At 72.4% G+C, this 23,737-nt stretch carries 28 protein-coding genes; 17 read left to right on the forward strand and 11 right to left on the reverse strand.

Features of this window, described 5'->3' with window-relative positions:
- Positions 1 to 27: 27 nt before the first annotated feature.
- Both AB0M59_RS26105 and AB0M59_RS26110 read left to right on the forward strand, forming a co-directional pair.
- Entirely contained in the window at positions 28 to 186 is a 159-nt protein-coding gene (locus AB0M59_RS26105) for a hypothetical protein (RefSeq protein WP_364619578.1), read from the forward strand.
- A 111-nt stretch (positions 187 to 297) separates the two neighbouring features.
- A complete protein-coding gene (locus AB0M59_RS26110) occupies positions 298 to 1,968 on the forward strand; it encodes an alpha/beta fold hydrolase (RefSeq protein WP_364619581.1) in 1,671 nt (556 codons plus the stop codon).
- A gap of 56 nt (positions 1,969 to 2,024) precedes the next feature.
- Here AB0M59_RS26110 and AB0M59_RS26115 read toward each other — a convergent pair whose 3' ends face one another.
- Positions 2,025 to 2,921 (reverse strand): SDR family oxidoreductase, encoded by an 897-nt coding sequence (locus AB0M59_RS26115; RefSeq protein WP_364619584.1) that lies wholly within the window; start codon positions 2,919 to 2,921, stop codon positions 2,025 to 2,027.
- Positions 2,922 to 3,028: 107 nt separating this feature from the next.
- Here AB0M59_RS26115 and AB0M59_RS26120 point away from each other — a divergent pair, with 107 nt between their 5' ends.
- Positions 3,029 to 3,616: a TetR/AcrR family transcriptional regulator gene (locus AB0M59_RS26120; protein ID WP_364619586.1), complete on the forward strand. Its 588-nt coding sequence runs from the start codon at positions 3,029 to 3,031 to the stop codon at positions 3,614 to 3,616.
- On the opposite strand, the gene AB0M59_RS26125 is transcribed toward AB0M59_RS26120, so the two are convergent.
- Complete coding sequence (locus tag AB0M59_RS26125; protein ID WP_364619589.1) at positions 3,592 to 4,362, reverse strand: methyltransferase; 771 nt, start codon at positions 4,360 to 4,362, stop codon at positions 3,592 to 3,594. The genes AB0M59_RS26120 and AB0M59_RS26125 overlap by 25 nt on opposite strands.
- A gap of 171 nt (positions 4,363 to 4,533) precedes the next feature.
- Between AB0M59_RS26125 and AB0M59_RS26130 the strand changes: the two genes are divergently transcribed.
- The 4 genes from AB0M59_RS26130 to AB0M59_RS26145 all read left to right on the forward strand — a co-directional run bounded on the left by AB0M59_RS26130 (position 4,534) and on the right by AB0M59_RS26145 (position 6,619).
- Positions 4,534 to 4,944 carry an STAS domain-containing protein gene (locus AB0M59_RS26130; protein ID WP_364619592.1) on the forward strand — a complete coding sequence of 137 codons (411 nt, stop codon included), beginning with the start codon at positions 4,534 to 4,536 and terminating at the stop codon, positions 4,942 to 4,944.
- Positions 4,934 to 5,725, forward strand: coding sequence for a GAF and ANTAR domain-containing protein (locus AB0M59_RS26135; RefSeq protein ID WP_364619595.1), 792 nt, complete (start codon positions 4,934 to 4,936; stop codon positions 5,723 to 5,725). The genes AB0M59_RS26130 and AB0M59_RS26135 overlap by 11 nt, the downstream gene beginning before the upstream one ends.
- 102 nt (positions 5,726 to 5,827) lie before the next feature.
- Positions 5,828 to 6,265 carry an Hsp20/alpha crystallin family protein gene (locus AB0M59_RS26140; protein WP_364619598.1) on the forward strand — a complete coding sequence of 146 codons (438 nt, stop codon included), beginning with the start codon at positions 5,828 to 5,830 and terminating at the stop codon, positions 6,263 to 6,265.
- 69 nt (positions 6,266 to 6,334) lie between these two features.
- Positions 6,335 to 6,619, forward strand: coding sequence for a hypothetical protein (locus AB0M59_RS26145; RefSeq protein WP_364619601.1), 285 nt, complete (start codon positions 6,335 to 6,337; stop codon positions 6,617 to 6,619).
- Between the two features lie 42 nt (positions 6,620 to 6,661).
- Here AB0M59_RS26145 and AB0M59_RS26150 read toward each other — a convergent pair whose 3' ends face one another.
- Positions 6,662 to 7,030: an STAS domain-containing protein gene (locus AB0M59_RS26150; protein ID WP_364619604.1), complete on the reverse strand. Its 369-nt coding sequence runs from the start codon at positions 7,028 to 7,030 to the stop codon at positions 6,662 to 6,664.
- A 104-nt stretch (positions 7,031 to 7,134) separates the two neighbouring features.
- On the opposite strand from AB0M59_RS26150, the gene AB0M59_RS26155 reads away from it, so the two are divergent.
- The 3 genes from AB0M59_RS26155 to AB0M59_RS26165 all read left to right on the forward strand — a co-directional run bounded on the left by AB0M59_RS26155 (position 7,135) and on the right by AB0M59_RS26165 (position 10,540).
- Positions 7,135 to 7,599, forward strand: a complete 465-nt coding sequence (locus tag AB0M59_RS26155; protein ID WP_364619607.1) for an SRPBCC family protein — start codon at positions 7,135 to 7,137, stop codon at positions 7,597 to 7,599.
- 33 nt (positions 7,600 to 7,632) lie between these two features.
- Entirely contained in the window at positions 7,633 to 8,442 is an 810-nt protein-coding gene (locus tag AB0M59_RS26160) for a MerR family transcriptional regulator (RefSeq protein WP_364619609.1), read from the forward strand.
- Between the two features lie 115 nt (positions 8,443 to 8,557).
- Positions 8,558 to 10,540 carry an amino acid transporter gene (locus AB0M59_RS26165; protein ID WP_364619612.1) on the forward strand — a complete coding sequence of 661 codons (1,983 nt, stop codon included), beginning with the start codon at positions 8,558 to 8,560 and terminating at the stop codon, positions 10,538 to 10,540.
- Here AB0M59_RS26165 and AB0M59_RS26170 read toward each other — a convergent pair.
- A complete protein-coding gene (locus tag AB0M59_RS26170) occupies positions 10,435 to 11,268 on the reverse strand; it encodes a cytochrome c oxidase assembly protein (protein ID WP_364619615.1) in 834 nt (277 codons plus the stop codon). The genes AB0M59_RS26165 and AB0M59_RS26170 overlap by 106 nt on opposite strands.
- On the reverse strand, positions 11,265 to 11,711 hold the full coding sequence (locus tag AB0M59_RS26175) for a DUF2243 domain-containing protein (RefSeq protein WP_364619617.1): 447 nt from the start codon (positions 11,709 to 11,711) through the stop codon (positions 11,265 to 11,267). Before AB0M59_RS26175 ends, AB0M59_RS26170 begins: the two co-directional genes overlap by 4 nt.
- A gap of 136 nt (positions 11,712 to 11,847) precedes the next feature.
- Here AB0M59_RS26175 and AB0M59_RS26180 point away from each other — a divergent pair, with 136 nt between their 5' ends.
- The 7 genes from AB0M59_RS26180 (at position 11,848) to infA (ending at position 17,127) form a co-directional block, all read left to right on the forward strand.
- Positions 11,848 to 12,627, forward strand: coding sequence for a hypothetical protein (locus AB0M59_RS26180; RefSeq protein ID WP_364619620.1), 780 nt, complete (start codon positions 11,848 to 11,850; stop codon positions 12,625 to 12,627).
- Entirely contained in the window at positions 12,627 to 13,103 is a 477-nt protein-coding gene (locus AB0M59_RS26185) for a phage holin family protein (RefSeq protein WP_364619622.1), read from the forward strand. The genes AB0M59_RS26180 and AB0M59_RS26185 overlap by 1 nt, the downstream gene beginning before the upstream one ends.
- The gene (locus tag AB0M59_RS26190; RefSeq protein ID WP_364619625.1) at positions 13,100 to 13,741 is read left to right on the forward strand and encodes a DUF3618 domain-containing protein; all 642 of its coding nucleotides are present in this window, start codon (positions 13,100 to 13,102) and stop codon (positions 13,739 to 13,741) included. Before AB0M59_RS26185 ends, AB0M59_RS26190 begins: the two co-directional genes overlap by 4 nt.
- A gap of 98 nt (positions 13,742 to 13,839) precedes the next feature.
- A complete protein-coding gene (locus AB0M59_RS26195) occupies positions 13,840 to 15,342 on the forward strand; it encodes a phosphodiester glycosidase family protein (protein ID WP_364619627.1) in 1,503 nt (500 codons plus the stop codon).
- Between the two features lie 24 nt (positions 15,343 to 15,366).
- Positions 15,367 to 15,969, forward strand: coding sequence for a TMEM175 family protein (locus AB0M59_RS26200; protein WP_364619630.1), 603 nt, complete (start codon positions 15,367 to 15,369; stop codon positions 15,967 to 15,969).
- Between the two features lie 170 nt (positions 15,970 to 16,139).
- A complete protein-coding gene (locus tag AB0M59_RS26205; protein WP_364619632.1) occupies positions 16,140 to 16,913 on the forward strand; it encodes a GNAT family N-acetyltransferase in 774 nt (257 codons plus the stop codon).
- Positions 16,906 to 17,127, forward strand: a complete 222-nt coding sequence (gene infA, locus AB0M59_RS26210; protein WP_284743821.1) for a translation initiation factor IF-1 — start codon at positions 16,906 to 16,908, stop codon at positions 17,125 to 17,127. Before AB0M59_RS26205 ends, infA begins: the two co-directional genes overlap by 8 nt.
- A 59-nt stretch (positions 17,128 to 17,186) precedes the next feature.
- On the opposite strand, the gene AB0M59_RS26215 is transcribed toward infA, so the two are convergent.
- Genes AB0M59_RS26215 through AB0M59_RS26240 form a run of 6 tightly spaced genes read right to left on the reverse strand, consistent with a single transcriptional unit; the run spans position 17,187 to position 23,615 of the window.
- Positions 17,187 to 18,629, reverse strand: coding sequence for a UbiD family decarboxylase (locus AB0M59_RS26215; RefSeq protein ID WP_364619635.1), 1,443 nt, complete (start codon positions 18,627 to 18,629; stop codon positions 17,187 to 17,189).
- The gene (locus AB0M59_RS26220; protein WP_364619638.1) at positions 18,626 to 19,396 is read right to left on the reverse strand and encodes an alpha/beta hydrolase; all 771 of its coding nucleotides are present in this window, start codon (positions 19,394 to 19,396) and stop codon (positions 18,626 to 18,628) included. Before AB0M59_RS26220 ends, AB0M59_RS26215 begins: the two co-directional genes overlap by 4 nt.
- Complete coding sequence (locus AB0M59_RS26225; protein WP_364619641.1) at positions 19,393 to 19,872, reverse strand: (2Fe-2S)-binding protein; 480 nt, start codon at positions 19,870 to 19,872, stop codon at positions 19,393 to 19,395. The genes AB0M59_RS26220 and AB0M59_RS26225 overlap by 4 nt, the downstream gene beginning before the upstream one ends.
- Positions 19,869 to 22,193, reverse strand: coding sequence for a xanthine dehydrogenase family protein molybdopterin-binding subunit (locus AB0M59_RS26230; protein WP_364619644.1), 2,325 nt, complete (start codon positions 22,191 to 22,193; stop codon positions 19,869 to 19,871). The genes AB0M59_RS26225 and AB0M59_RS26230 overlap by 4 nt, the downstream gene beginning before the upstream one ends.
- Positions 22,150 to 23,034: an FAD binding domain-containing protein gene (locus AB0M59_RS26235; RefSeq protein WP_364619647.1), complete on the reverse strand. Its 885-nt coding sequence runs from the start codon at positions 23,032 to 23,034 to the stop codon at positions 22,150 to 22,152. Before AB0M59_RS26235 ends, AB0M59_RS26230 begins: the two co-directional genes overlap by 44 nt.
- A complete protein-coding gene (locus tag AB0M59_RS26240) occupies positions 23,034 to 23,615 on the reverse strand; it encodes an SRPBCC domain-containing protein (protein WP_364619649.1) in 582 nt (193 codons plus the stop codon). The genes AB0M59_RS26235 and AB0M59_RS26240 overlap by 1 nt, the downstream gene beginning before the upstream one ends.
- Between the last annotated feature and the right edge of the window lie 122 nt (positions 23,616 to 23,737).

Raw genomic sequence — 23,737 nt, forward strand, 5'->3', positions numbered from 1 at the left:
ACGCCCGCTCCCGGGTAACCCCCGCTCATGACCGAAGCCGAACGAGGACCCATCACCCCCGACGCACCCCGCCCGCCCGGTACCCCGGAGCTCGACCTCGACGTCGACATCCCCGAGGTCGACCGCGAGGAGCCCGAGCACCAGGACGTCGAGGAGGGCGCCGGCGAGGCGGAACCGCCCAGCTGATCACCGGATCGAGGGAATTCGCGGCGCGAACGGTGGTCTCCGTGCTGCCCACCCCCGCCCTGCCGTGCTTGGGTGTTCCCGGGTTGGCCGGGGACGAGGGAGGAAGCTGCGGTGCGGACGTCGCGTGCGGGGTTGGCGGTGGCCGTTTCGGTCCTGGTGATGGCCACGGCGCCGGCCGCCGCGACCACGCCCGATCCACTGGCGCCCTACCTGACCCAAAAGGTCGCCTGGGGCAGCTGCCCCTTCAAGGGGAACAAGGCCCAATGCGCGCGGATCACCGTCCCGCGGGACTGGTCCGCGCCGGCCGCCGGGAAGGACATCCAGGTCTCGATCAGCCGCGCCGCCGCGACCGGCGAGCGGCGCGGCGCGATCCTGGTGAACCCCGGCGGGCCCGGCGGCCAGGGCACCTCGCTCGCCGGCGCGCTGGCCGGCCTGGAACCGGCGGTGAACGAGCACTTCGACTTCATCGGCATGGACCCGCGCGGCACCGGCCAGGAGGGCGGTGACGACGCGGGGTTCGTCTGCCAGGTGCCGATCGGGCGGCTGCCGGACGAGGACGACCTCGACGCGCGTGACCGGTCGGCCACCAGCATCGCGCTGCACCAGCGGATACCGCGGGCGGTGGCCGAAGCCTGCGAGAGCAACGCGCTCGCGCCGTTCGTCACCACCTGGCAGACCACGCACGACATGGACCTGATCCGCGCGCTGCTGGGCGACGAAAAGCTGAACTACCTCGGGTACTCCTACGGCACCTGGCTCGGCGCGAAGTACGCGTCGCTCTTCCCCGAGCACGCCGGGCGGGTAGTGCTCGACTCCAGCGTCAACTTCGAGGGCCGGCTCCAGGCCGCTTTCGAGGCCTTCCCGAAGATCGACCAGCGGCAGTTCGACCGCGTCTACGCGCCGTGGCTGGCCCGGCGGTTCCCGGACCAGGTGGGCAAGACCGCCGTGGAGGTCAAGAAGAACTGGGAACGGGTCCGGGCCTACTTCCGCACCGAGGGCGTGTCGCCGGACGTCTTCGACCACGTCTTCGTCGGCAACGGCAGCCCGAAGCAGTGGCAGGTCGGCGCGCTGATCCTCACCAAGGGCCTGGCCGCTCTCGACGGCAAGGCCCCGCCCGCGTCCGCCGACCTCGACCGGGTCGCGCGCACGGCGTTCGGGCGTCCGGCGGACCGGCTGACGGCCGCGGACGTGGCGCCGCCGGAGCCCGACTACGCGGACGTGGGCGGAACCCGGCTGGCGGTGGCGTGCGGCGACCAGCCGGCGCGCGCGTCGACCTGGTACAAGCTGCTCAGCGACCTGCAGGGCCCGCAGTACCCGCTGTTCGGCTGGGCGTACGGGCTCAGCGAGCCGTGCGGCTACTGGTCCGACCTCCCCCGGCACTCCCTGCCCAGGCTGTCGCCGGAAGCGGCGAAAAACGTCCTCGTCGTCCAGGGCGAGTTCGACCCGCAGACCGGCTACGAACAGGCCGAGGCGGCGGCGCGGGCGGCCGGGATCCCGATGGTGTCGGTGGCGGATTCGCCGTTCCACGGCCAGTACGCGGTCAGCGGCAATTCCTGTGTGGACGGTCTGGTGAGCGGCTACTTCCTCGGCGCCCCCCGCCCGGCGGCCACCATCTGCCCGGGAGTCCCGCTGCCCGGGGAGAAGCAGGTCTTCCCGGTGCCGGGCCCGGCGGGCGACGCGACCGAGGCGCCGGAGCCGGCACCGCGGGACGGGCTTTCGTCCGTGCGGCAACGGCTCCAGGACCGGATCAGCGCGGTCAACCAGGACTACCAGCCGGGCTGAAGGGCACCTTCGTCTCATCGGATGCGGTGAAGGAACCCTTCAGCCGCCCCGGCCGGCTACTGGCCCGAGTACGCACCCGTGTCGAGGTCCTCGATCAGCGTCTTCCCGGTCGGCGTCCACCCGAGCAGCTCCTGCGTACTGGCGCTCGTCGCCGCGAGGTCCATCGCGAAGAACCCGCCGATCCACCCGAAGTGGGCCGGGACGTCATCCGCCGGAATCGACGCCACCGGCAGGTCGAACGCCCGGCCGATCGCCTCCGCGATCTCCTTCGTCGGCACGCCTTCCTCGGCGACCGCGTGCAGGCGGCTGCCCGCGGGCGCCTTCTCCAGGCCGAGGACGACCATGCGCGCCGCATCCGTCACGTGCACCGCGGCCCAGCGGTTCGTGCCGTCGCCGGGGTAGCCGGCCACACCCTTCTCCCGGGCGATCGCGGACAGGTGTGCGATGAACCCGTGGTCGCCGGTGCCGTGCACGGTCGGCGAGAACCGGAGGCTCACCGGGTGCACGCCGCGGCCGGCGAACCCGAGCGCGAGGTTCTCGGCGCCGCCGCGCGGGGAGTCCGGGCCGTGGAACGGGGACGCGTCGGCCTCGGTGACCGGCTTGCCCTGCACCAGGCCCGCGACTCCCGAGGCCAGCAGGAACGGGCGGCCGCTGCCCGCGAGCGCGTCGCCGATGGTCTGGACGGCGGCCCGCTCGGCCGCGTTCGACGCGGCCTGGTCGGCGAAGTCGTGCTTGTTCGCCAGGTGGATGACGGCTTCGGCCGCCTCGGCGCCGGCGCGGATGCCGTCGAGGTCGTCGAGGTCGCCCCGCCGGACCTGGACGCCCTTCGCTTCGAGCTTCGCGGCGGACGCGGCCGACCTGGCCAGGCCGGTGACCTCGTGGCCCGCGGCGAGCAGCTCGCCGACGACGGCGGTGCCGATCCAGCCGGAGGCTCCGGTGACGAAAACGCGCATGGCGTGAACTCCTTCGAGAGAGGCATGATGTCAGTGACCGACGTCAGTCGCTGACATACGCACCATACGCCTTCATGTCAGGCGCTGCCATCACTAGACTCGGTCCCATGGTGCGTTGGGAACCGGGGACCGCGGAGCGGCTGCAGAAGGCCGCGCTCGAACTGTTCGCCACCCACGGGTACGAGCAGACGACCGCCGCCGAGATCGCGCAGGAGGTCGGCCTGACCGAACGCACCTTCTTCCGGCACTTCAGCGACAAGCGTGAAGTGCTCTTCCAGGGGCAGGAACTGCTGGTCCAGGCCTTCCTCGACGGCATCGCCGCCGCCCCGCCGGAAGCGTCGCCGCTCGAGGTCGTCGCCTCGGCGCTGCGCTCGGCGGCGTCCTTCTTCCCGGACGAGCGCCGCCCGCACTCCCGCACCCGGCAGTCCGTGATCGACCGCAACCCCGCGTTGCAGGAGCGGGAGCACCACAAGCTGACGACCCTGGCCACGACGGTCGCCGAAGCCCTGCGGGCCCGCGGTGTCGGCGAGCCCGCGGCCACCCTCGCGGCGGAGTCGGGGGCCACCGTGTTCGGGATCGCGTTCACCCGGTGGCTGCGCGAAGAGCGGTCACTGGCCGACCTCGCGGCGGAGGTGCTGGACGAACTGCTGACGCTGGCCGAAACGGCCGGTCAGGCCTTGCGTCCCACGAGGTGAAAGACGCGGCTGAGCCCGCGGTAGGGGTCTCGCCGACCGGCTTCGAACTCGACGGCCGCCACGCGTTCCGCGTCGGCCGGGGCCACTTCGGCGCCGCCGAACCCGAGCCAGTCGACGAACAGCCAGACCCCGTACCACCGCACGGGTTCCACGCCCCGGCCGCGAAGGATCTCGCCGAGCTCCTCCACCGTGTCCGCTCGGGTCGGGACGCCCAGCACGCCGATCTCGCTCCGGGTGCCGAACGCCGCCAGGGCGTCCTCCCACCGCTGTTCCAGGGCCGGGCGCACCGCCATCGCGTGAGCGTTGCCCGTCATGATCGAGACCACGCCCCCGGCGGCGGCGCACCGGCACAGCTGGTCGACGACCGGCTCCGGCCGCTCGAGGTAGCCGAGGACGCCGTGGCAGAGGACGGCGTCGAAGCGCTGCGCGCCGACCGCCTCCTCGGCGTGCTCGCCGTCGCCTTCGACGAGCGTCACCCGGTCCCGGATCTCGGGCGACAACCGCTCTCGCGCCTTGCCGAGCATCGCCGGGGACGAGTCCAGCAAGGTGACGTCGTACCCGGCCCGGGCCAGCGGAAAGGACTGGTGGCCCGCCCCGCCGCCGACGTCGAGCACGGTGGCCGGGGGCGGCGGGAGATGCTCCAGCAGCTGCCGGTGCAGGACGTAGGTGCGCACGCGCCCCTTGACCGACGCGTAGGCGTCATCGGCGAACTGGCCGGCCAGCGCGGCCCATGTGTCGTCACCCACGCGGGCCAAGGTACCGGCGCGGACGTGGTGACTCCGGGGTGGCGCGCGGGGTACTGTCTGCCTCGCTGCGGTTGAGCACAGCAGCCGCCCCCTGGAACCCCATCGCCCGCGCGACTTCGCGCGCCGGGCCGGGACGGCGGGCTCGACCCGCCTCGCCGAGGTGAGGACGCCATGCACGACACCATCACCCGTCCAGGTGTTGCCTTCCTGCTGGAAGCGCCGCCCTGGATCGCGATCACGACGACGGCCGAACGCACGGTCGTGGCCGTCACCGGCGAACTCGACCTGCCGGTGACCGACCGCCTCGCCGCCCGGCTCGGCGAAGAGCTGGACCTCGCGCCGCGAGCGCTGGTCATCGACCTGACGCGCCTCGCGTTCTGCTCGGCGCGGGGGTTGAGGGTGGTGCTGGACGCGGTGGCCGCGGCCCGCGCCACGGGGATCGCGGTAGCCGTCGTCGCCGACGGGCGGGCGGTGCTGCGTCCGGTCGAGGCCCTAGAGCTCGACGACGTGCTGCCGCTGTACCGCACGCTCGCCGACGCGGAAGACCGGCTCGAGGCCGGGGAGGAGCACCATGTGCGGTGAGCAGGAGTGGCAGCGCGCCAAGGAGACGTTCGTCGCCGGCGAGGATCGGCCCGGCGCCGGCCCGCTGGCCGGGGAGTTCGCCCGGCTGACGAACCGGCTGCTCACCGCCCCCAGCGTCGAAGACGTCCTGGAGCGCGTCCTCGATGCCACCACGCTCATGGTGCCCTCGGCCGATCTGGCCAGCTTCACGCTGATCGGCGCCGACGGGCAGTTCCACACGCCCGCGGAGACCGACGAGGTCGCCATCGAGCTGGACCTGCTGCAGTATCGGTTCCGGGAAGGGCCGTGCGTCGAGGCCGCCGTGCCGGCCGGCCCGGCCGTGGCGATCGCGCCGGACCTCGCCGCCGAGTCCCGCTGGCCGCAGTGGGCGCCGGCCGCCGTCGGGCTCGGCGTGGGTGCCGTCCTCTCCACGGCGCTCATCCCCGGCCCGCCGACCGGCCGGTCCGTCGGCGCGCTCAACGTCTATTCCCGCTCCGCCGGCGGGCTGGACGAAGCCGACCGCGACGTCCTGCTGCTGCTGGCCACCCACGCGTCGCTGGCCATCGCGACCACCGACGCCGTGACGCGCAGCGAGCTGCAGGCGACGCACCTGCGCAAGGCGATCGGCAGCCGGGACGTGATCGGCCAGGCCAAGGGCATCATCATGGCCCGCCGGGGCGTCTCCGCGGACGAGGCGTTCGACCTTCTGCGGCGCACCTCCCAGGACCTGAACGTCAAGCTGGCCGAGCTGGCCCGGACCCTCACCCAGCGGCACGCCGAAATCGACCTGCCCGCCGGCTAGCCAACGTCATCAGATCGACGACTTCCCTCTTGTCATCGTTCGGACGACATGTTAGAAATGTAGTGCGTGTTGACGCCCCGAACATCGAACAGGAGGAGAACGATGTTGATGCGCACCGACCCGTTCCGCGAGCTCGACCGCTTCGCCCAGCAGGTCTTCGGCGCCCCCGGCACCTGGTCCAAGCCGGCCGCGATGCCGATGGACGCCTACCGCGCCGGCGACGAGTTCGTCGTCTGCTTCGACCTGCCCGGCGTCACCAAGGACGCCATCGAGCTCGACATCGAGCGCAACGTCCTGACCGTCAAGGCCGAACGACGGCCCCTCCCCGGCGGTGACGACGTGCAGATGCAGGTCTCCGAACGCCCCCTCGGCGTCTTCTCCCGCCAGCTGTTCCTCGGCGACACCCTCGACGCCGACCGCATCGCGGCCGACTACGAGGCCGGCGTGCTGACCCTGCGCATCCCGGTCGCCGAGAAGGCCAAGCCGCGCCGCATCGAGATCTCCGGCGAGGACTCCGACCGGAAGCAGATCAAGGCCTGACGCGGCCGTCCGCGGCGGGCCGGCACCCCCGGCCGGCCCGCCGCGGGCCGCCTCCGAGGAGCGCAAGCGATGAACGACCCGGCCCAGGCCGCGGCGGAGAAGATCTTCGCCGCGGCCGCCGAACTCGGCACCACCCGCCAGGAAGCGATCCTGGTCACCCGCGCGGTCCACGCGGTCAAGAACGGCCGCCCGACCGACGTCGCGCTCACCGACTCCGGGCCGCATCCCCGGCGCAGGCTCGCCCACGTCGTCGGCTGCGCGCTGTGGGACCCGGCGCTCGACGCGGACGCCGTGGTCGCCGCCGTCACCGGCCGCCACTCGCACGCGGAAAGCGCCGCCGAATCAGCGGCCTGAAACGGAAAACTCCGCCGGGACCGTCCACAGTGGAGGAATTCGTCACCGCTCGGGCTGCCGCCGGATCCAGTCGCAGGCGTCGTCGACCGTCGCGTGCAGGGTGAACACCTCGTCCAGCCGGCTGAGCCGCACCGCGCGCACCACCGGGTAGTGGCCGGCGACCACCGCCAGCGGCACGCCGCCGTCCTGGGTCGCCGCGACGAGTTCGGCCAGCACCTGCAGGCCCGCCGAACCACAGAACCCGATGTCGTCCAGGTCGACGATGAGCGCTCCCGGCCGGTCTTTCAGCACGGCCCGGGCCCGTTCCCGCAGTACCGGCGCCGACCCGAGGTCCAGGTCACCGGCGGCCGCGACGACGACGGCCTCGGGCACGGTGCGCACCCGCACCGTCAGTGTCCGCTCGCCGGTCATCGTCCCGCCCTTCCGCCGGTGCCGACCTTAAGCGGCCCGCATCGTTTTGTCATCGATTCACCGGGTAACCGGGACCGGACCGCACCAGGAAGGAGACGCGCACGATGAGCACCGTAACCGAGACCGTGGACGTCGAGACCGATGTCCGCACCGCGTACAACCAGTGGACCCAGTTCGAGTCCTTCCCGCACTTCATGGAGGGCGTCGACGAGATCCGGCAGCTCGACGACACCCACACGCGCTGGAAGATCAGCGTCGGCGGGCAGACCCGCGAGTTCGACGCCACGATCACCGAGCAGCACCCCGACGAACGCGTGGCCTGGAAGTCGGACTCCGGCCCGAACCACGCCGGCGTCGTGACGTTCCACCGCCTCGACGACCGGCACACGCGGGTCACCGCGCAGCTGGACATCGACCCGGAGGGCTTCGTCGAGAACGTCGCCGACAAGCTCGGCATCCTCGACCGCCGGGTCAAGGGCGACCTGGGCCGGTTCAAGACCTTCATCGAGGAGCGCGGCGGCCGCGAAACCGGCGAGTGGCGGGGCGATGTCGCGCGGCCCGGGAGCTGAGCGGCGCGCCCCCGCCGGGTCCATCATGGAGAGATGAACCAGCCGGTCACCGCCCCCGCCGCCACCTGGACGGCGGGGGCGGTCGCCCGCATGCTCGGCCTCCCGCCGTCCACGCTCCGCGCGTGGCACCGGCGCTACGGCCTCCCGCTGTCGACCCCGCAGACCGGCAGCCACCGCCGCTACGGCCGCTCCGACGTCGACGCGCTGCTCCACATGAAGCACCTGATCGAACAGGGGCTCAGTACGGAGACCGCGGCCGGCCGGGCGTTCCACGCCGGCGGTGACACCGACGTCGCGACGCTGCTGACCGCGGTCCGGGACCTCAAGATCGACACCGCGACGGCGCTGCTGGACGCGTACCTGGTCGACCACGACGTCGTCGACACCTGGGAACACCTGTGCCGGCCCGCGCTCGACGCGTTGTGCGGCCCGGACGCCGACCGCTGCGTCGACCTCGTGCACGGGCTCTCATGGGCCGTCGCCGCGGCGCTGCACCGCATCCCGACCCCTCGCAGCGACGCCCCGCCGGTGCTGCTGGCGTGCGCCGACGGAGATCGGCACACCCTGCCCCTGGAAGCACTGCGCGCGGCACTGGCCGAACACAGCCGCGCGGCCCTGTTCCTCGGCGGGTCCATTCCGGACACCGCCCTGCGCGACGCTATCGCCCGCACGCACCCGGCGGCGGTCGTCCTGTGGAGCAACCGCCCGGCGGCTCCCCCACGCCGGATCCCCGCGCCCCTGCTCGTCCTCGCCGGGCCCGGCTGGCCCCGCCGGTCCGGACGCGCCGCGCGTCCGGCGTCGCTCGGTGAGGCCGTCGCGCTGCTGACCGCCATGACCCGGTGACCCCCGCCACCCGCCCCGGAAAACGCCCAAAACGGCCAGTGGCGAGCCTGCCGAGCCGGGCGTCCGCGCGTCGGGCATTCTGACCCCCGCTGTGTCCAGGGATGAGGGGACGACGATGGGTGCTTCACCCGAGGTGACCGTGCCGGCGAGCGTCGACAGTCCGGTGCCGCCGCAGCCGCCGGCTTCCAAGGCGGCCCAGTGGCTGCTGGAGCACCGGGTGGCCCCGGTCGGCCGGCAGGGCGGCGAGGACCACGGCACGCCGCAGGCCTGGTGGAAGGTCATGTGCCTGACGGGCGTCGACTACTTCTCCACCCTCTCCTACCTGCCCGGGATCGCCGCGCTGGCCGCCGGGGCGCTCTCGCCGCTGGCGACGCTGCTGATCGTCGCGCTGACGCTGCTCGGCATGCTGCCGATGTACCGCCGCGTCGCCCGCGAAAGCCCGCACGGGCAGGGCTCGGTGGCGATGCTGGAGGACCTGCTGCCGTTCTGGCGCGGGAAGCTCTTCGTCCTCACCCTGCTGGGGTTCGTCGCCACGTCGTGGATCATCACGATCACGCTGTCCTCGGCGGACGCCACCGTGCACATGCTGGAAAACCCGTACCTGCCGGGCTTCCTGCACGGCCACGCCGTGCTCATCACCGTCGTGCTGCTGCTGATCCTCGGCGGGGTGTTCCTGCTGGGCTTCAGCGAGGCGGTCGGTGTCGCCATCCCGCTCGTCGCGGTCTTCCTGCTGCTCAACGCCGTGGTCACGGTCGTCAGCGTGGTCGACCTGCTCGGCGACTCCGCGGACCTCTCCCGCTGGACCGACGCGCTGACCGCGGGCGGCGGCGGGTTCACCGGCGTCATCGGGCCGGCCGTGGTCGCGTTCCCGCTGCTGGTGCTGGGCCTCTCGGGCTTCGAAACCGGGGTCAGCATGATGCCGCTGGTCGCCGCGAAGGGGAAGACCGCCGAAGAGCGGATGGAGTCGCGGGTCCGCAACACGCGCAAGCTGCTGACCGTCGCCGCGCTGATCATGTCGGTGTTCCTGATCGCGACGAGCTTCATCACGACCGTGCTGATCCCGGCGGACGCCTTCAAGGACGGCGGCGAGGCCAACGGCCGGGCCATGGCCTACCTCGCTCACCACGAGCTGGGCGAGATCTTCGGCACCGCCTACGACATCAGCAGCGTCCTGATCCTGTGGTTCGCCGGGGCGTCGGCGATGGCCGGCCTGATCAACATCGTCCCGCGGTACCTGCCCTCCTACGGCATGGCGCCGGAGTGGGGCCGCGCCGTGCGGCCGGTGGTGATCGTCTACACGGTGATCAGCATCCTGATCACCGTCGCGTTCGGCGCCGACGTCAACGCGCAGGCCGGCGCCTACGCGACCGGCATCCTCGCGATGATGGTGTCGGGCGCCGTCGCGGTGAGCATCTCGGCGATCCGGCGGCATCAGCGCGGCGCGGCGATCGGGTTCGGCGTCCTGACGCTGGTGCTGCTGTACGCGCTGGTCGAGAACGTCATCGAAAAGCCGGACGGCATCGCCATCTCGGCCCTGTTCATCCTCGGGATCATCATCGTCTCGCTGGTTTCCCGGGTTTCGCGGACGACCGAGCTGCGGGCCGAGCGCATCGAGTTCGACGAAGAAGCGCGCCGGTTCATCACCGATTCGCTGGCCCACGACGGCAACCTGCACATCATCGCCAACCGGCGGCAGGGCGGCGACGAAGCCGAGTATTCGGCCAAGGAAGCCGAGCAGCGCTCGATGAACCCGGTCCCCGGCGCCGCCGACGTCCTCTTCCTCGAGATCGACGTCGTGGACCCGTCGGAGTTCAGCAACGTGCTCGAGGTGCGCGGCGTGGACATCGACGGGTACCGGATCCTGCGGGCGGACAGCCCCGCGGCGCCGAACGCCATCGCCGCGATCCTGCTGGCGTTGCGCGACGTCACCGGCGTCCGGCCGCAGTGCCACTTCGAGTGGGCGGAGGGGAACCCGCTCGGGCACCTGTTCCGCTACCTGATCCTGGGCCGCGGCGACACGGCCCCGGTGGTCCGGGAGATCATCCGCAGCGCGGAGAAGGATCCCGCCCGCCGTCCGGGCATCCACGTCGGCGGCTGACCGCGGCGCGCGGCCCGGCCCCGGGCCGCGTACCAGGTCAGCGCGACGACCAGGGCGAGGCCCAGCTCGACCACGTCACCGCCGTAGTACATGAGCTCGGCGCCGGCCTGCCGGTCGGCGGCCGCGAGCACCGTGCCCGGCGGTGGCGTGAGGTACAGCGTCTTGGCCAGCACGGCGTGCGCGGCCGCGGCCCCGACCAGAGCGGCCGCGCGCGGGCCGAGCCCGACCCGGTGGCGCACCGGGTCGAGCCGGCACACCGAAGCCGTGAAGAGCAGGCCGGTGAGGAAGACGTGCGCGTGGACCAGGACGTGCAGCACGGGCTCTCCCCCGGCCGCGGCGTAGAGGCCGGTCCGGTAGAGCAGCCAGAGGCCACCGGCTTCGAGGACGGCCGCGACCGGCGGGTACATCAGCACCGCGACCGGACGGGACCCCAGCACCGGCTTGAGCCGGCGGCGCGCCCCGGGTGACGCACGCAGCAGCAGCGTCATCGGGCGGGCGAGCACCAGCAGGAGCGGGGCGAGCATGCCGGTCAGGACGTGCTGCACCACGTGCCCGGTGAACCCGGGTGCGCCCGGGAAGATCGCCGCGGCGACGCCGAGGGCGAACACGGCGTCCCGCGCCGGCGGCCACCGGTCGCCACGGTTCCGGAGGCGCCACGCGCCCAGCTCGTAGGCGGCGAGTGCCGCCAGGGCCAGGAAAACCAGGACGTGCCCGTCGTGCACGATCACGTCACCTTCGCGCGCCGCAGGAACAGCACTCCGGCGGCCAGCAGCAGCACCGCCACGACGTTCCACGTCCAGTCGTACGGCGTGAGGTCCACGTCGTAGCGGATCTGGTGCAGGCCCAGCAGCTTGTGCTGGATCGTGCCGTCGTAGAGCTGGAAGCCGCCGGCGCCGGTCAGCACGCCGCCCGCGAGGGCCCGGCCGGACAGCCGGTCGCCCCGCCTCAGGTCGGCGACGAGCACCAGGCCGAACACGAGCGCGAACCAGCCGAACGCGTGGAACAACCCGTCGGAGACCAGCCCGGCGTCCGTTGTCGAGCGGTCGTAGAAGTGGTGCCAGTGCAGCAACTGGTGGAACACCGTCTCGTCGACGAAGGCCGCGACACCGACTCCGGCGAGCACGCCCGCCCACGCCGAACGGGCCCTCCTGACGTCGCCGCGCTCCGGCATCCGCACCACCTCCGGCACCAGGGCTACCCACGTTCGCGCCGGACACTCGTGCCGGTTTATCGCCGGAGTGCCCGGGTAGTCCGCCGCCCTGAGCAACCGAGGGCACCGGAAGTGCCTAGCCCGCAAGGAGGTCGAGATGACACAGGGATCCGGCGGTCAGTCGCCGCCGTCGACGACGGAGACCGCGAAGGACGAAGCCCGCGAGGTGGCCACGACGGCCGCCGATCGCGGGAGTGAGGTGGCGCAGACCGCCGCGCAGGAAGTGAAACACGTCGCAGAGCACGCCCAGCGGGAAGCGCGTGACCTGCTCCGCGAAGGCCGGGAGCAGCTGGAGTCCCAGGCCCGGGACGGGCAGCGAAAGGCAGCCGAGAGCCTCCATCAGCTGGCCGGCCAGCTGGACCGGATGGCCGAGCAGACCGACTCCCCCGGCGTCGCGGGCGACGTCGCCCGGCAGGTGTCCGACCGGACCCGGTCGGTCGCGGAGTGGCTGGAGCACCGCGAACCGGGCGACCTGCTCGACGAGGTGCGGCGCTTCGCCCGCCGCCGTCCGGGCGCGTTCCTGGTGGGCGCGGCCGTGGCGGGCGCCGTCGTCGGGCGGCTCACGCGGGGGGTCGTCGCGCAGCAACAGCACGAGAACTCCGGGAGCTCGCCGGACGGGCGTGCGGCCGCGGCCGTCCCGCCGCAGCACACCGGACCGGCCGGGATCCCAGCGGTGCCGCCGGCTCCCGGGCCGGGCGGGACGGGGTATCCGCCTCCGGTCGCCCCGGGCGGGTACAACGCACCGCAGCCCGGCCCCGGCGGTGTCACGCCGCAGCCCGCGCCCGGTGGCTTCACCGCACCGCAGCCGGGTGGCCCCATCGCGCCGGACCCCCTTCCGCAGCCCACCCGCTACTCCACACCCGGGCAGGTGCCGTGATGACGCAGCCCCCCGGCCTGCCGCCGCAAGCGGTCCCGCCGCCGGCGGTCCCCCCGCAGGCAGCCCCACCACCCCCCGCGACCCCTCCGGTCGACGTCGCCGACTCCTCCGTCGGCGAACTGCTTTCCAACGTCATGAAGGACGTCTCCACCCTGTTGCGGCAGGAGGTGGAGCTGGCCAAGGCCGAGGTGAAGACCGAAGCCACCAAGGCGGCCAAGGGCGCGGGCATGTTCGGCGGCGCCGGGTTCGCCGGCTACATGGTCCTGCTGTTCCTGTCCATCGCGCTCTGGCAGGGCTTGGAGAACGTGATGGACGGCGGCTGGGCCTCGCTCATCGTCGCGGCCCTGTGGGCGATCATCGGCGCGGTCCTCTACGCCACCGGGCGCAGTGAATTCCGCCGGGTCAACCCCAAACCCGAACGCACCGTCGAGACCCTGCAACGGGTTCCGGACGCACTGAAAGGCGAACGATCATGACCGAACCCGACCGGATCCGCCGTGAGATCGAAGGCACGCAACGGAACCTCAGCACCGACGTCAACGCGCTGACCGAAAAGGTGAGTCCCGGCCGCATCGTCGAGCGCCGGGTCGGCCGGCTGCGCACGGCGTTCGGCAGCGCGAGGGACCGCGTCATGGGCACGGCGTCCGACCACGCGTCGACTGCCGGCGACAAGGTGGGTTCCGTCGCCTCCACCGCGCAGGACAAGGCCGGCTCGGTCGCGTCCACCGCGCAGGACAAGGTGAGCTCCGCGGCCGACGCCGTGTCCGAGGCCCCGGAGCAGATCCGCCGCGGCACCCAGGGGAACCCCTTGGCCGCCGGCCTGATCGCGTTCGGCGCCGGCTGGCTCGTGTCGTCCCTGCTGCCGGCGAGCGAGCCGGAACGCAAGCTGGCGGGCCAGGCGACGGACCTGGCGCGCGAGCAGCTGGCCCCGGTGGCCAAGCACGCGGCCGAAGAGCTCAAGGACAACCTGCGCGAGCCGGCGCAGCAGGCCGTCGAGTCGGTGCGTTCCGAAGCGGCGGACAGCGCGTCGAACGTCAAGGACGAGGCGCAGTCCGCGACCGGCGACGTCACCGACCGGGCGCAGGAGGCCCAGCAGAACGTCCGTTCGTCGTGAGACCCCGGGGCACGGCGCGCACCGCGGGATCGCGCCGTGCCCCGGAAGTTCAACCGGAACCCCCACGCGGGCCACCCCGGCGAGGTAGCTTGCTTCGCGTGAAGACTCCGGCGCCGCTCGCCCTGGCCCTGTCCGCCGCGCTCACCGTGGCGCTCAGCCCACCCGCCTCCGCCGCCGGTGACCTGCTCGCGCCGGGACTGACCGTCTCCACCACGGTCACCGGGGAAGGCACCGGGCACAACACCTGGACCGTCACCGCGCTCGTGCCCGGCGGGTCCAGCGCCGATCCGGACGCGCCGCCGACCGCCCTCGGAAGCCGTGAGCACGCCGACACACTGGTGACCACCTTGCGGGGCAAGGGTTTTGCCGCACGCGCCGAGCGGGTCGACTGGCCCGCGTTCACCGACACGCCGCGGGGCGCCCTCGGCTGGCGGGTCCGGGTCGGCTCGTTCGCCGACCGCGCGCAGGCCACCGCCACCGCGAGCGCCATGACCGCGAACGGCTTCACCAACGCCGTCGAATGGACCGGCCAGGACGGCCCCGAAGCGCAGGGCCCGCAGCGTGTTCGCGTCGCCACGGTCGATCCGCACCGGTTCCGCGGCGACGTCGTCGCCTCACACGGCGAGTCGGTGGCCGGGCGGCGCACGACGTCGGCGCTGTCGGCCGCCGCGGGGGCGCTCGTCGGCACCAACGGCGGCTTCTTCGTCATCGACCCGCGCGATGGCATCCCCGGCGAACCGGCCGGCATCGGCGTCTACCAGGGCATCCTGCAGAGCGAAGCCACCACCGGACGGCCCGCGCTGCTGCTCGGGGACCGTCCGTCGATCGGCGTTCCGCGGACCACGCTCACCGTCGGCGGCCACGAGGTCAACGGCGTCAACCGCAAGCCCGGCTTGATCCGCAACTGCGGCGAGCCCGGCGACGTCCCGACGGACCGGCCGCTGCACGACACCACCTGCACCCACCCCGACGAGCTGGTGCTGTTCACCCCGCAGCTGGGCACGCCGACCCCGGCCGGCGACGGCGTCGAAGCCGTGCTGGACACCCGCGACGTCGTCACGGCGGTGCGTCCGGCCGGCGGCGACGTGCCCGCGGGCGGGCACACCGTCCAGGGCATCGGCGCGGCGGCGACCTGGCTGACCGGCCACGCACGGCCGGGCACGAAGCTCCCGGTCGGCACGCGGATCTTCGAAGCCGGCCGGCCGATCCACCCCACCGGCGTCGTCAACGGCGGCCCGTGGCTGGTCCGCGGCGGCCGGATCACGGTGAACGCGGCGGCGGACGGCATCGTGCACCCGGGCGACCCGTCGTTCGTGTACGGCTGGGGCGTCAAGCGCAACCCGCGCACGATGGTCGGCCTCGACCGCCAGGGACGGCTGCTGATCGTCACCGCCGATGGCCGTCAGCCGGGCTTCGCGGAGGGACTCTCCCTGATCGAGGGCGCGCAGCTGATGGCGCGGCTGGGCGCGGTGACCGCGATCAACCTCGACGGCGGCGGCTCGACGGCGATGGCCATCGACGGCAAGCTCGTCAGCTCCCCCTCGGACGCGACGGGCGAACGCCCGGTCGGTGACGCGCTGCTGGTGCTGCCGCGGCGGTGATCCACCGGGTGGTTGGATGGCCGCGTGGAGCAGAAATCATCCGAGCGGCTGGTGTTCTTCACCGACGCCGTGGTCGCGATCGCGCTGACGTTGCTGGTCCTGCCGCTCACGGAGCTGGTGCCGGAGCTCGTCGCGGAACACAAGCCCGCGCTGGAAGTGGTGACCGGCAACTGGTCGAAGATCTTCAGCTTCGTGCTGAGCTTCGTCGTCATCGGCCGGTTCTGGTCCGTCCACCACACCATTTTCGAGCACGTGCGCTCGTACAGCACCGCGCTCCTGCGCACGAACTTCTGCTGGCTGCTGACGATCGCCGTACTGCCGTTCCCCACCGAGCTGATCGGCGCGTACCAGACCGAACGCTTCACCGTGGTGTTCTACCTGGGGACGCTGCTGGCCAGCAGCCTGTGCCACACGGCGCTGGTGCTGATCGTCCGCCGCGACCCGCAGGTCCGCGGGGACGCCGAGCCGATGTCGGACGAGTCGTTCTGGTCGTTCGCCGTGAGCACGGCCGTGTTCGCGCTCGCGGTGGTGGTGGGGCTCATCAAGCCCGGTTTCGGCTACTACGTCCTGTTGCTGCTGGCGTTGCCGTCGACGATCGTCCGCCGGGTGCTGGGGCGCGGTAAATGAGTGGGCACGGCGACGGCGGCCCGCTATCGTGCCGGTGACCGTGACTCGACGCCGGGAGGTGAGCCCCATGAACGCTGTTTCGATGTGGGTGCTCCCCTCGTCGTCACGGTCGGGCGACTGACGTAGGGGTCGCCGGGAGCGCTTCAGGCACTCCCGAAAGGTACGAACCCATGGAAACTTTCACCTCAGGCGAGCCCGCGGTGGTGATCACGCGGGTCGCGCAGCGCCACTGGCACGCGCTGGAAGACGACCGGGTGGCCGGCCGCGCCGAAGCGTCGACGCGGCCCGACGGGCGCGTCTTCCTCAGCATCGACGCCTGGCACCGCTCGGTCTTCGACCAGCTCGCCGACGCGATGCTGGCGGATCTCACCGGGCCCCTCCACACGATCGTCGACGAGGCCGACGCCGAACTGGTGGCCGGCTGGGAACGAGCCGGCTTCACGACCCGGCGTCGCGAGTGGGAGTACTTCGTTCCCACTGACACCGGCACGGTGCTCCCGCCGCCGGGCGCGACGATCGTGCCCCGCGGCTCGGCTTCGGAAGGCCCGCTGCGCGAGCTCGACCGCGTGATCCGCGCCGAGGTCGAGGCGGCGGTCGGCTGGCAGGAGATGCCGGCCGAGGTACTGCCGCACCCGCCTGGGGACACCGTCGTGGACTCGGCGCTGCACGCGGCCGCCGCCGAAGGGGATTCCTACGTCGGCCTCGTCCGCGTGGTCCAGGTGACCCGGCTGCCCCGGATCGGCCTGATCGCGGTCCGCGCGGACCGCCGGCGCCGCGGCATCGCCCGGGCGCTGCTGGCCGAGGTACTGGGCTCGTTGCACGCGGCGGGCATCCCCACGGCGTCAGCGGAAGTCAACGAGGCCAACCCGGCGGCGACGGCGCTGTTCGAGAGCGTCGGCGCCCGGCGGGCGAGCAGCAACCTGGAGCTGGTGCGCCATGGCTGACAAGGGCGGCATCGAAGTCGAGGGCACCGTGCTCGAGTGCCTGCGCAACGCCACGTTCAAGGTGGAGCTGCCGAACGGGCACCAGGTCCTCGCGCACATCAGCGGGAAGATCCGGAAGAACTACATCAAGATCCTGCCCTACGACCGAGTGCTGGTGGAGCTGAGCCCGTACGACCTGAGCCGGGGCCGGATCCTGTTCCGCTACCGGAACTAGCCGCCAAAAGGTCGTGAGTGAGAAACAGGGTTAGAACACTGTTTCTCACTCACGACCGCTCAAGCCAGCTCCGCCCGCCACTTCCGTTCGATGTCGCGCAGGAACTCCGGATCGCTCTCCGCCACCCGCGGAAAGGACTCCAGCCGCTCATAAGGACGGCAAGCGTCGATGATCGCGCGGCTGTTGAACGGCGGCGCCCCCTCCACCGACAGCGGGTCCAGCTTGCTGCCCCACGTCCGCTTCATCACCTCGATGTCCACGTCGGGGTCGCTGCGCGTCGACATCGCCCAGATCACCTGGTCGAGGTCCGCCGGGTCGATGTCGTCGTCCACCACCACGACGTAGCGGTTCATGTACGCCGCCGCCGGGCACTGGGCGGTCAGGTACGCCACCTGGCGCGCGTGCCCGGCGTAGCGCTGCTTCAGCGACACCGCGATGAACAGCCGCCCGCCGCCGGATTCGTGGGCCCACGCCTTGACGACGCCCGGGACGCCCGAAGCGGCCAGCTCGTCCTGGATCATCGCCGACTTCATCACCGTGCGCATGTACGAATAGTCGTGCGGCGGCTTGCCCGGCGGGGCGCCGAGCAGGATCGGGTCGTCGCGGTGGTACAGCCGCGTGATCTCGACGGCGAGGTTCGGCCGGCGGCGGCCCGAGTAGTACCCGGTCCACTCGCCGAACGGCCCCTCCTCGCGCAGGTGGTCCGGCCGCAGCCAGCCCTCGATCGCCAGCTCGCTGCCCGCCGGGATCGGCAGCCCGGTGTCCGGCCCGGTGACGGCCGGGACGCGCTCGCCCAGCACCGCCCCGGCGTACTCCAGCTCCGAGATCCCGTGCGGGACCTCCGTGCCGCCCAGCACGAGCAGCAGCGGGTCGTGTCCGAAGGAGACGGTCACCGGGGCGCGGCCTTCGCGTTCGAACCAGCGCCGGATGTTCTGGTCGCCGTGCTTGCCAGGCACCACCGCGAGGGTGACGCTGCGCCCCTCGTCGGCCACCTCCATCCGGTAGCAACCTCCATTGTGGACACCGGTGTCCGGGTCGCTGGTGACGACGAAACAACCGGTGCCGATGAACCGCCCGCCGTCGTGGGCGTGCCAGCGCGGCACCGGGAACGTCAGCAGGTCCACCTTGTCGCCGGGGAGCTCGTTGGCCAGCAGGGGCGCGTCCTCGACCGGCCGCACCGGGAACTCCCGGGCCGACGCCGCCCAGCGCGACGGCTTCCCGCGCAAGGCCTCGACCACGCCGACGTCGTCGAGGTCGTCGCCCAGGCGCAGGGTCCGCCCGAACCGCCGCGGCGACCCCGTGCTGCCGGTGAACACCCGCATCCCGGCCGGGTAGCCGGTGATGTCGTCGAACAGGACGGCCGGCGACCCGGGCAGCCGGTAGCTCAGCTCGGCGATCCCGCCCAGCTCGAGGTCCCAGTGCGCGCCCCGCACGGTGCGCAGCTCCCCGAACCCGGCGACGGCGTCGAGGTGCGCACGCAGGCTCAGCAGCGGTTCCGTCACGACGCGTCCCCGGCGAAGTGCGCGGCGACGACCGGCCACAGGTCGGGCCGCTCCAGCAGGCTCAGGTGCCGCGCGCGGTCGAGCACCTGGAGTCGCGCGCCCTCGATGCCGGCGGCCAGCTCCTGGGACATCGACGGCGGCGTCGCGTAGTCCTCGGCGCCGACCAGGACCAGCGTCTCGGCCTGGACGTCGCCGAGCCGGTCCCGCGCGTCCAACGTGCCCAGGGCCCGGCACGCGGCCGCGTGGGCCTTCGAGTCGGTCGCGACGAAGATCTCGCACACCCGCTCGACCTCGTCCGGGTGCGAAGCGCGGAACGCGTCGGCGAACCACCGGTCACGCTGGAATTCCAGCTGGGCGCGGCGGTCCAGCCCGAGCGCGCGCTCGGCCCGCTGCGCCCATTCGTCGACACTGTCGGGGCCGTACCACGCGGTCGCGTCGGCGAGCACGAGCCGGTGCACGAGGTCCGGCCGCGTCGCCGCGAGCACCAGTGCGGTGCTGCCGCCCATCGACAGTCCGATGACGTCCGCCGGACCGGCGCCGAAGTCCTCGATGACGGCGGCCGCGTCGGCGGCCATGTCCGCCACCGTGAACTCCGACTCGTCCCAGGAGGACTCGCCGTGGCCGCGCGCGTCGAGCGCCAGCACCTGGTGCCGCGTACCGAGGTACTCGGCGACCGGGCCCCAGACCGACCCGCTGAGCGCGAGGGGGTGCAGCAGGAGGACGGGACGGCCGTGCGTCCCGGTGCGGTGGATGTTCAGTTCGCTCACGCGCTCTTCCTTCCCTCACGGGCTTCCCGGCGGGCGGCCGCGGCCTTGATCGCGGTGCGGATCTCGCCGTAGGTGCCGCAGCGGCAGATGTTGCCCTCCAGGTGCTCGGTGACGTCGTCGTCGGTCGGCCGCGGGTTCTCGTCGAGGAGCTCGTGCGCCATCAGCACGAACCCGGGGATGCAGTAGCCGCACTGCATCGCGCGGGCCGCGACGAACTCCTCGACGACCTCGTCGTCTTCGGGCAGCCCGTCGGCCGTGGTGATCTCGGTGTCGTCGTACCGCGCGGCGCGGGTCAGGCAGCTCGAGACACTGCGTCCGGCCACCAGGACCGTGCAGGCCCCGCACGCGCCGACGCCACAGCCTTCGCGTGCGCTCGTCACGCCGAACTCGCGGCGCAGCACGTCGAGCAGCAGCTCGTCGTCGGCGACGGCGAGGCGGCGGCGCCGGCCGTTGACGGTCAGCTGGATCTCCCTCATGACTGCTCCTGCTCGGTGATCGCGGTGAGGATCCGTTCCGGGGTGAGCGGCAGCTCGGTCAGCCGGACGCCGGTCGCGTCGCGCACGGCGTTGGCGATCGCCGGGGCGAGGGGGATGATCGCGGTCTCGCCGACCCCCTTGGCGCCGAACGGTCCGGTCCGATGTGGACTCTCGATGACGATCGGCGTCAGCTGGTCCGGCATGTCCTTGATGGACGGCAGCTGGTAGTCCAGCAGGGTGCCGTTGACGATCTGGCCCTCGTCGAACACGAGCTGGTCGAACAGCGCGTGCCCGACACCCATGATCGCGGCGCCGGAGAGCTGCTGCTCGACCATGGCCGGGTTGATCGCGCGGCCGACGTCACCGGCGACCGCGAGGTGCTCGATGTGCACGCGCCCGGTCGCGGTGTCCACGGTCAGCTGGACGGCCGCCGCGCCGGCGAACCAGTGCTCGGTGACCTGCGGGGACTGCCCGGTCTCGTGGTCATAAGGCTGCCACGACGTGCTGAAGTTCGCCTCGGCGGTGAGCGTGGTGCCCCGCGCGCCGAAATGGGCGAGCAGCAGGTCCGGGATGCTGACGGTGGCCTGGCTCTGGGCGCTGACCAGCCCGTCACCGGTGATCTTGATATCGGTCGCCTCGACGTCGAAGTGCTTAGCCGCGAGCGCGGTCAGCTTGTCCCGCATGGACTCCGCGGCGAGCCGGACGGCGTTGCCGGTGTGGTAGGTCGAGCGCGAGCCCGCGGTGATCGTATCGTACGGCGTGACGTCGGTGTCCGCGCCGATGACGCGCACCCGCCCCTCGCCGAGGCACAGCACTTCGGCGGCGATCTGCGCCATGATCGTATCGCTGCCCTGTCCCATGTCGACGGTGCTGATCAGCACGGTCGCCGAGCCGTCCTGGTTGAGCTGCACGGTGGCGTTGGAGATCGTCGGGGTCAGCACGGCCTTGATCCCGACCGCCACCCCGCGCCCGCGCACGAACCGGCCCTCCGCGGGCGGCAGCGGATCGGACCAGCCGACGGCTTCGGTGACGGCGTCGAGGCAGCCGACGAAGTCCGCGCTGTGCATCGCCGTGCCGACGGGCGCGATATCGCCTTCCCGCAGCAGGTTGCGCCGCCGGAACTCGGCCGGGTCTTCGCCGCGTTCGCGCGCGAGTTCGTCCACAAGGGACTCGTGAGACCAAGTCACCTGCGGCACACCGAAGCCGCGGAACGGTCCGGCGGACGGTTTGTTCGTGTAGACGCACCGGGAGCGCACGCGGACGTTGTCCACTTTGTACGGTCCGGTGGCGACCATGCCGGACTTGGCCGTGATGCGCGGCCCGACGTCGGCGTAGGCGCCGGTGTCGTAGCGGACGTCGGCGGTCGCGGCGACGATCCGGCCGTCCTCGTCGGCGGTCATGCTGCCGGAGACGGCGGCGCCGTGGCGCGTGGTGAGCAGGAACGCCTCCTCGCGGGTGGCGGTGATGCGCACGGGCTTGCGCTGCGTCCACGCCAGCGCCGCGACCAGCGGTTCGAGGCGGTCGTACATCTTGGCGCCGAAGCTGCCGCCGAGCGGGGCGGTCCGCACCCGGACGCGGTTGAGCGGCAGGGCGAGCAGGTCGGCGAGGCTCTGCCGGACGTAGGACGGCGTCTGCGTCGTCGCGATCAGCTCGACCCGGTCACCCTCGGGCCACGCGGCGGCGTACGGCAGCTCGATCGGCACGTGGTGGGTCGGCGGCGCCCAGAACTCGGCGGTCACCGTCGTCCCGTCGGCCGCGTCCGGGTCGCCGCGGCGGAGGTTGAACTCGTAGTTGACGTTGGTGTCTCGCTTGCCGCGCAGGTGCTTGAGGTCGCCGAACACCGCCGACGGCCGGAGTTCTTCGTGCACGAAGGAGCTACCGGTGATGGCGTCGTCGACGTCGTGCACCGGGTCCAGCTCGTCGTACTCGACCTGGATTTCCTCGGCCGCGTGCCGGGCCTGCGCGACACTGTGCGCGAGGACCGCCGCGACGGGCTCGCCGACGTACCGCACCTTGCCCACGGCCAGGCACGGCTGGTCGGAGAACGCGGGGCCGGTCATCATCCGCTCACCGAGCAGGGCGAACAGGTCCGCGCCGGTGACGACCGCGACGACGCCCTCGGCCGCGAGCGCCCGGGACGTGTCGATCGAGACGATCTTCGCGTGCGGCCGGGTGCTGCGGTGGACGGCGACGTCGAGGCACGGCCGGACGGGTTCCTCGGCGGCGTACCGGAACTCACCGCGGACCTTGGCGCGCCCGTCGGTGCGGGCCCACCGCTCACCGACGGCGGCGCCGGCCGAGGAACGGGATCCGTCGCTCATCGTCTCGCTCCTTCCAGGAGGCTCGCACGGCTTCTTCGACGGCCACCAGGCCGAGCCGGGTCTTGTAAGCGCTTCCCCCGCGCACGTCCGGGAGGGGGTCGATCAGCGGCCGGGCGACTTCCTTCGCCGTGGCCACGACTTCGTCGGCCGGGGTGTCGCCGGCCAGCTCGAACTGGGTGAACACCGGCACGTGGGCCAGCGCGCCGAGCCCGAGCCGGGCCTGGCGGCGGCCGCGCGAGGCGGGCACCACCAGCACGGCGGCGGACGCGGCCGGCCAGTCGTTGACCGCCAGGCTCGACAGCTTGGCGAAGTGCGCGCCCGCGTCTTCGGGTTGCCGCGGGATCTCGACGGCCGTGATGATCTCGCCGGGTTCCAGTGCCGTCTGCTGGAAGTCGACGAAGAACTCGCGGGCGGGCACGGTCCGCTTCCCCCGCGACGAGGTCAGCTCGACACGTGCGTCGAGCACCATCAGGGCGGTCGGGGGGTCGAGCCGGTAGTCACCGTGCGCGAGGTTGCCGCCGACGCTCGCGGTGTTGCGGACGCGGGGGTTGGCGACCCGGCCGTAGACGTCGGCGGCCAGCGGCGCGAGCTCCCGCACGAGCGGGCTGGTTTCCATCTGGCGCAACGTCACCAAGGGGCCCACGCGCAGGCCGTCCTTGGTGCGGGTGATCTCGCCGAGGCCCGGGACGGCGGCGATGTCGACCAGGTCGGACGCGAAGAGCACGCCCTGCTTGAGCAGGATCTGGACGGCGGTGCCGCCGCCGTAGACCATCGCGTCCTCGCCGGCCGCCAGGATCGAGCAGGCTTCGCCGAGCGTGTCCGGGTAGTGGTAGACCGGCATCAGCTCTTCTTCCCGAACAGGCGGGCGAGCAGTCGGCGCCACCAGGAGACACGCTCGGGTGCCTCCGCTGGTGCCGAAGGACCGTTCCTCCGTTCCAGGACACTGCGCAGCCCCGGGTTGTCCGGCCCCGGCGGGCCGGCGGCGCAGATCTCGGAGAAGGCCGCGACGAACTCCTTCTCGACCTCCTGCGAGCGGCGCCGCACGAGCGACTCACCAAGCCGGCCGATCCGGCCCCAGATCGCGACGTCCAGGCTGTAGTCCACTTTGGACGAGTCCGGGCCGTCGGGCTGGACGGCGAGCCGAGCGTCGATCTTGATGGAGCTGCCGAGCTTGTGGTCCTCGCCCTTGAGCAGCGCCCGCACGAGTTCCGGCTCGTTCAGTTCGGTGATCTCCGCGGAGAACCCGGCGCTGAACCGGACGTGGGCGATCTCGTTCACCAGGCGGCCGCGGTAGTGCGCGGCGTCGGCCCGGTCCAGCTCGGTGCAGCCGGGCACGCTGACCCGCATCGAGTCGGGATCGAGGAAGTGCGCGAACACGCGCTCGTGCCCGGCGGGAACGAGGAAGGAGGATCCGAGCTTCATGTGACCACCAAATTGGAAGACCGCCAGAGAGGACTAGGTGTCTGATATGGAGGACACTAACACGGTCCTGGCGACACGCAAACCCGCTCGGCTACCGTGCGCGAAGGAAGAACGACGAGGGG

It is taken from the genome of Amycolatopsis sp. NPDC051371, from assembly GCF_040682155.1.
Lineage (GTDB): Bacteria > Actinomycetota > Actinomycetes > Mycobacteriales > Pseudonocardiaceae > Amycolatopsis.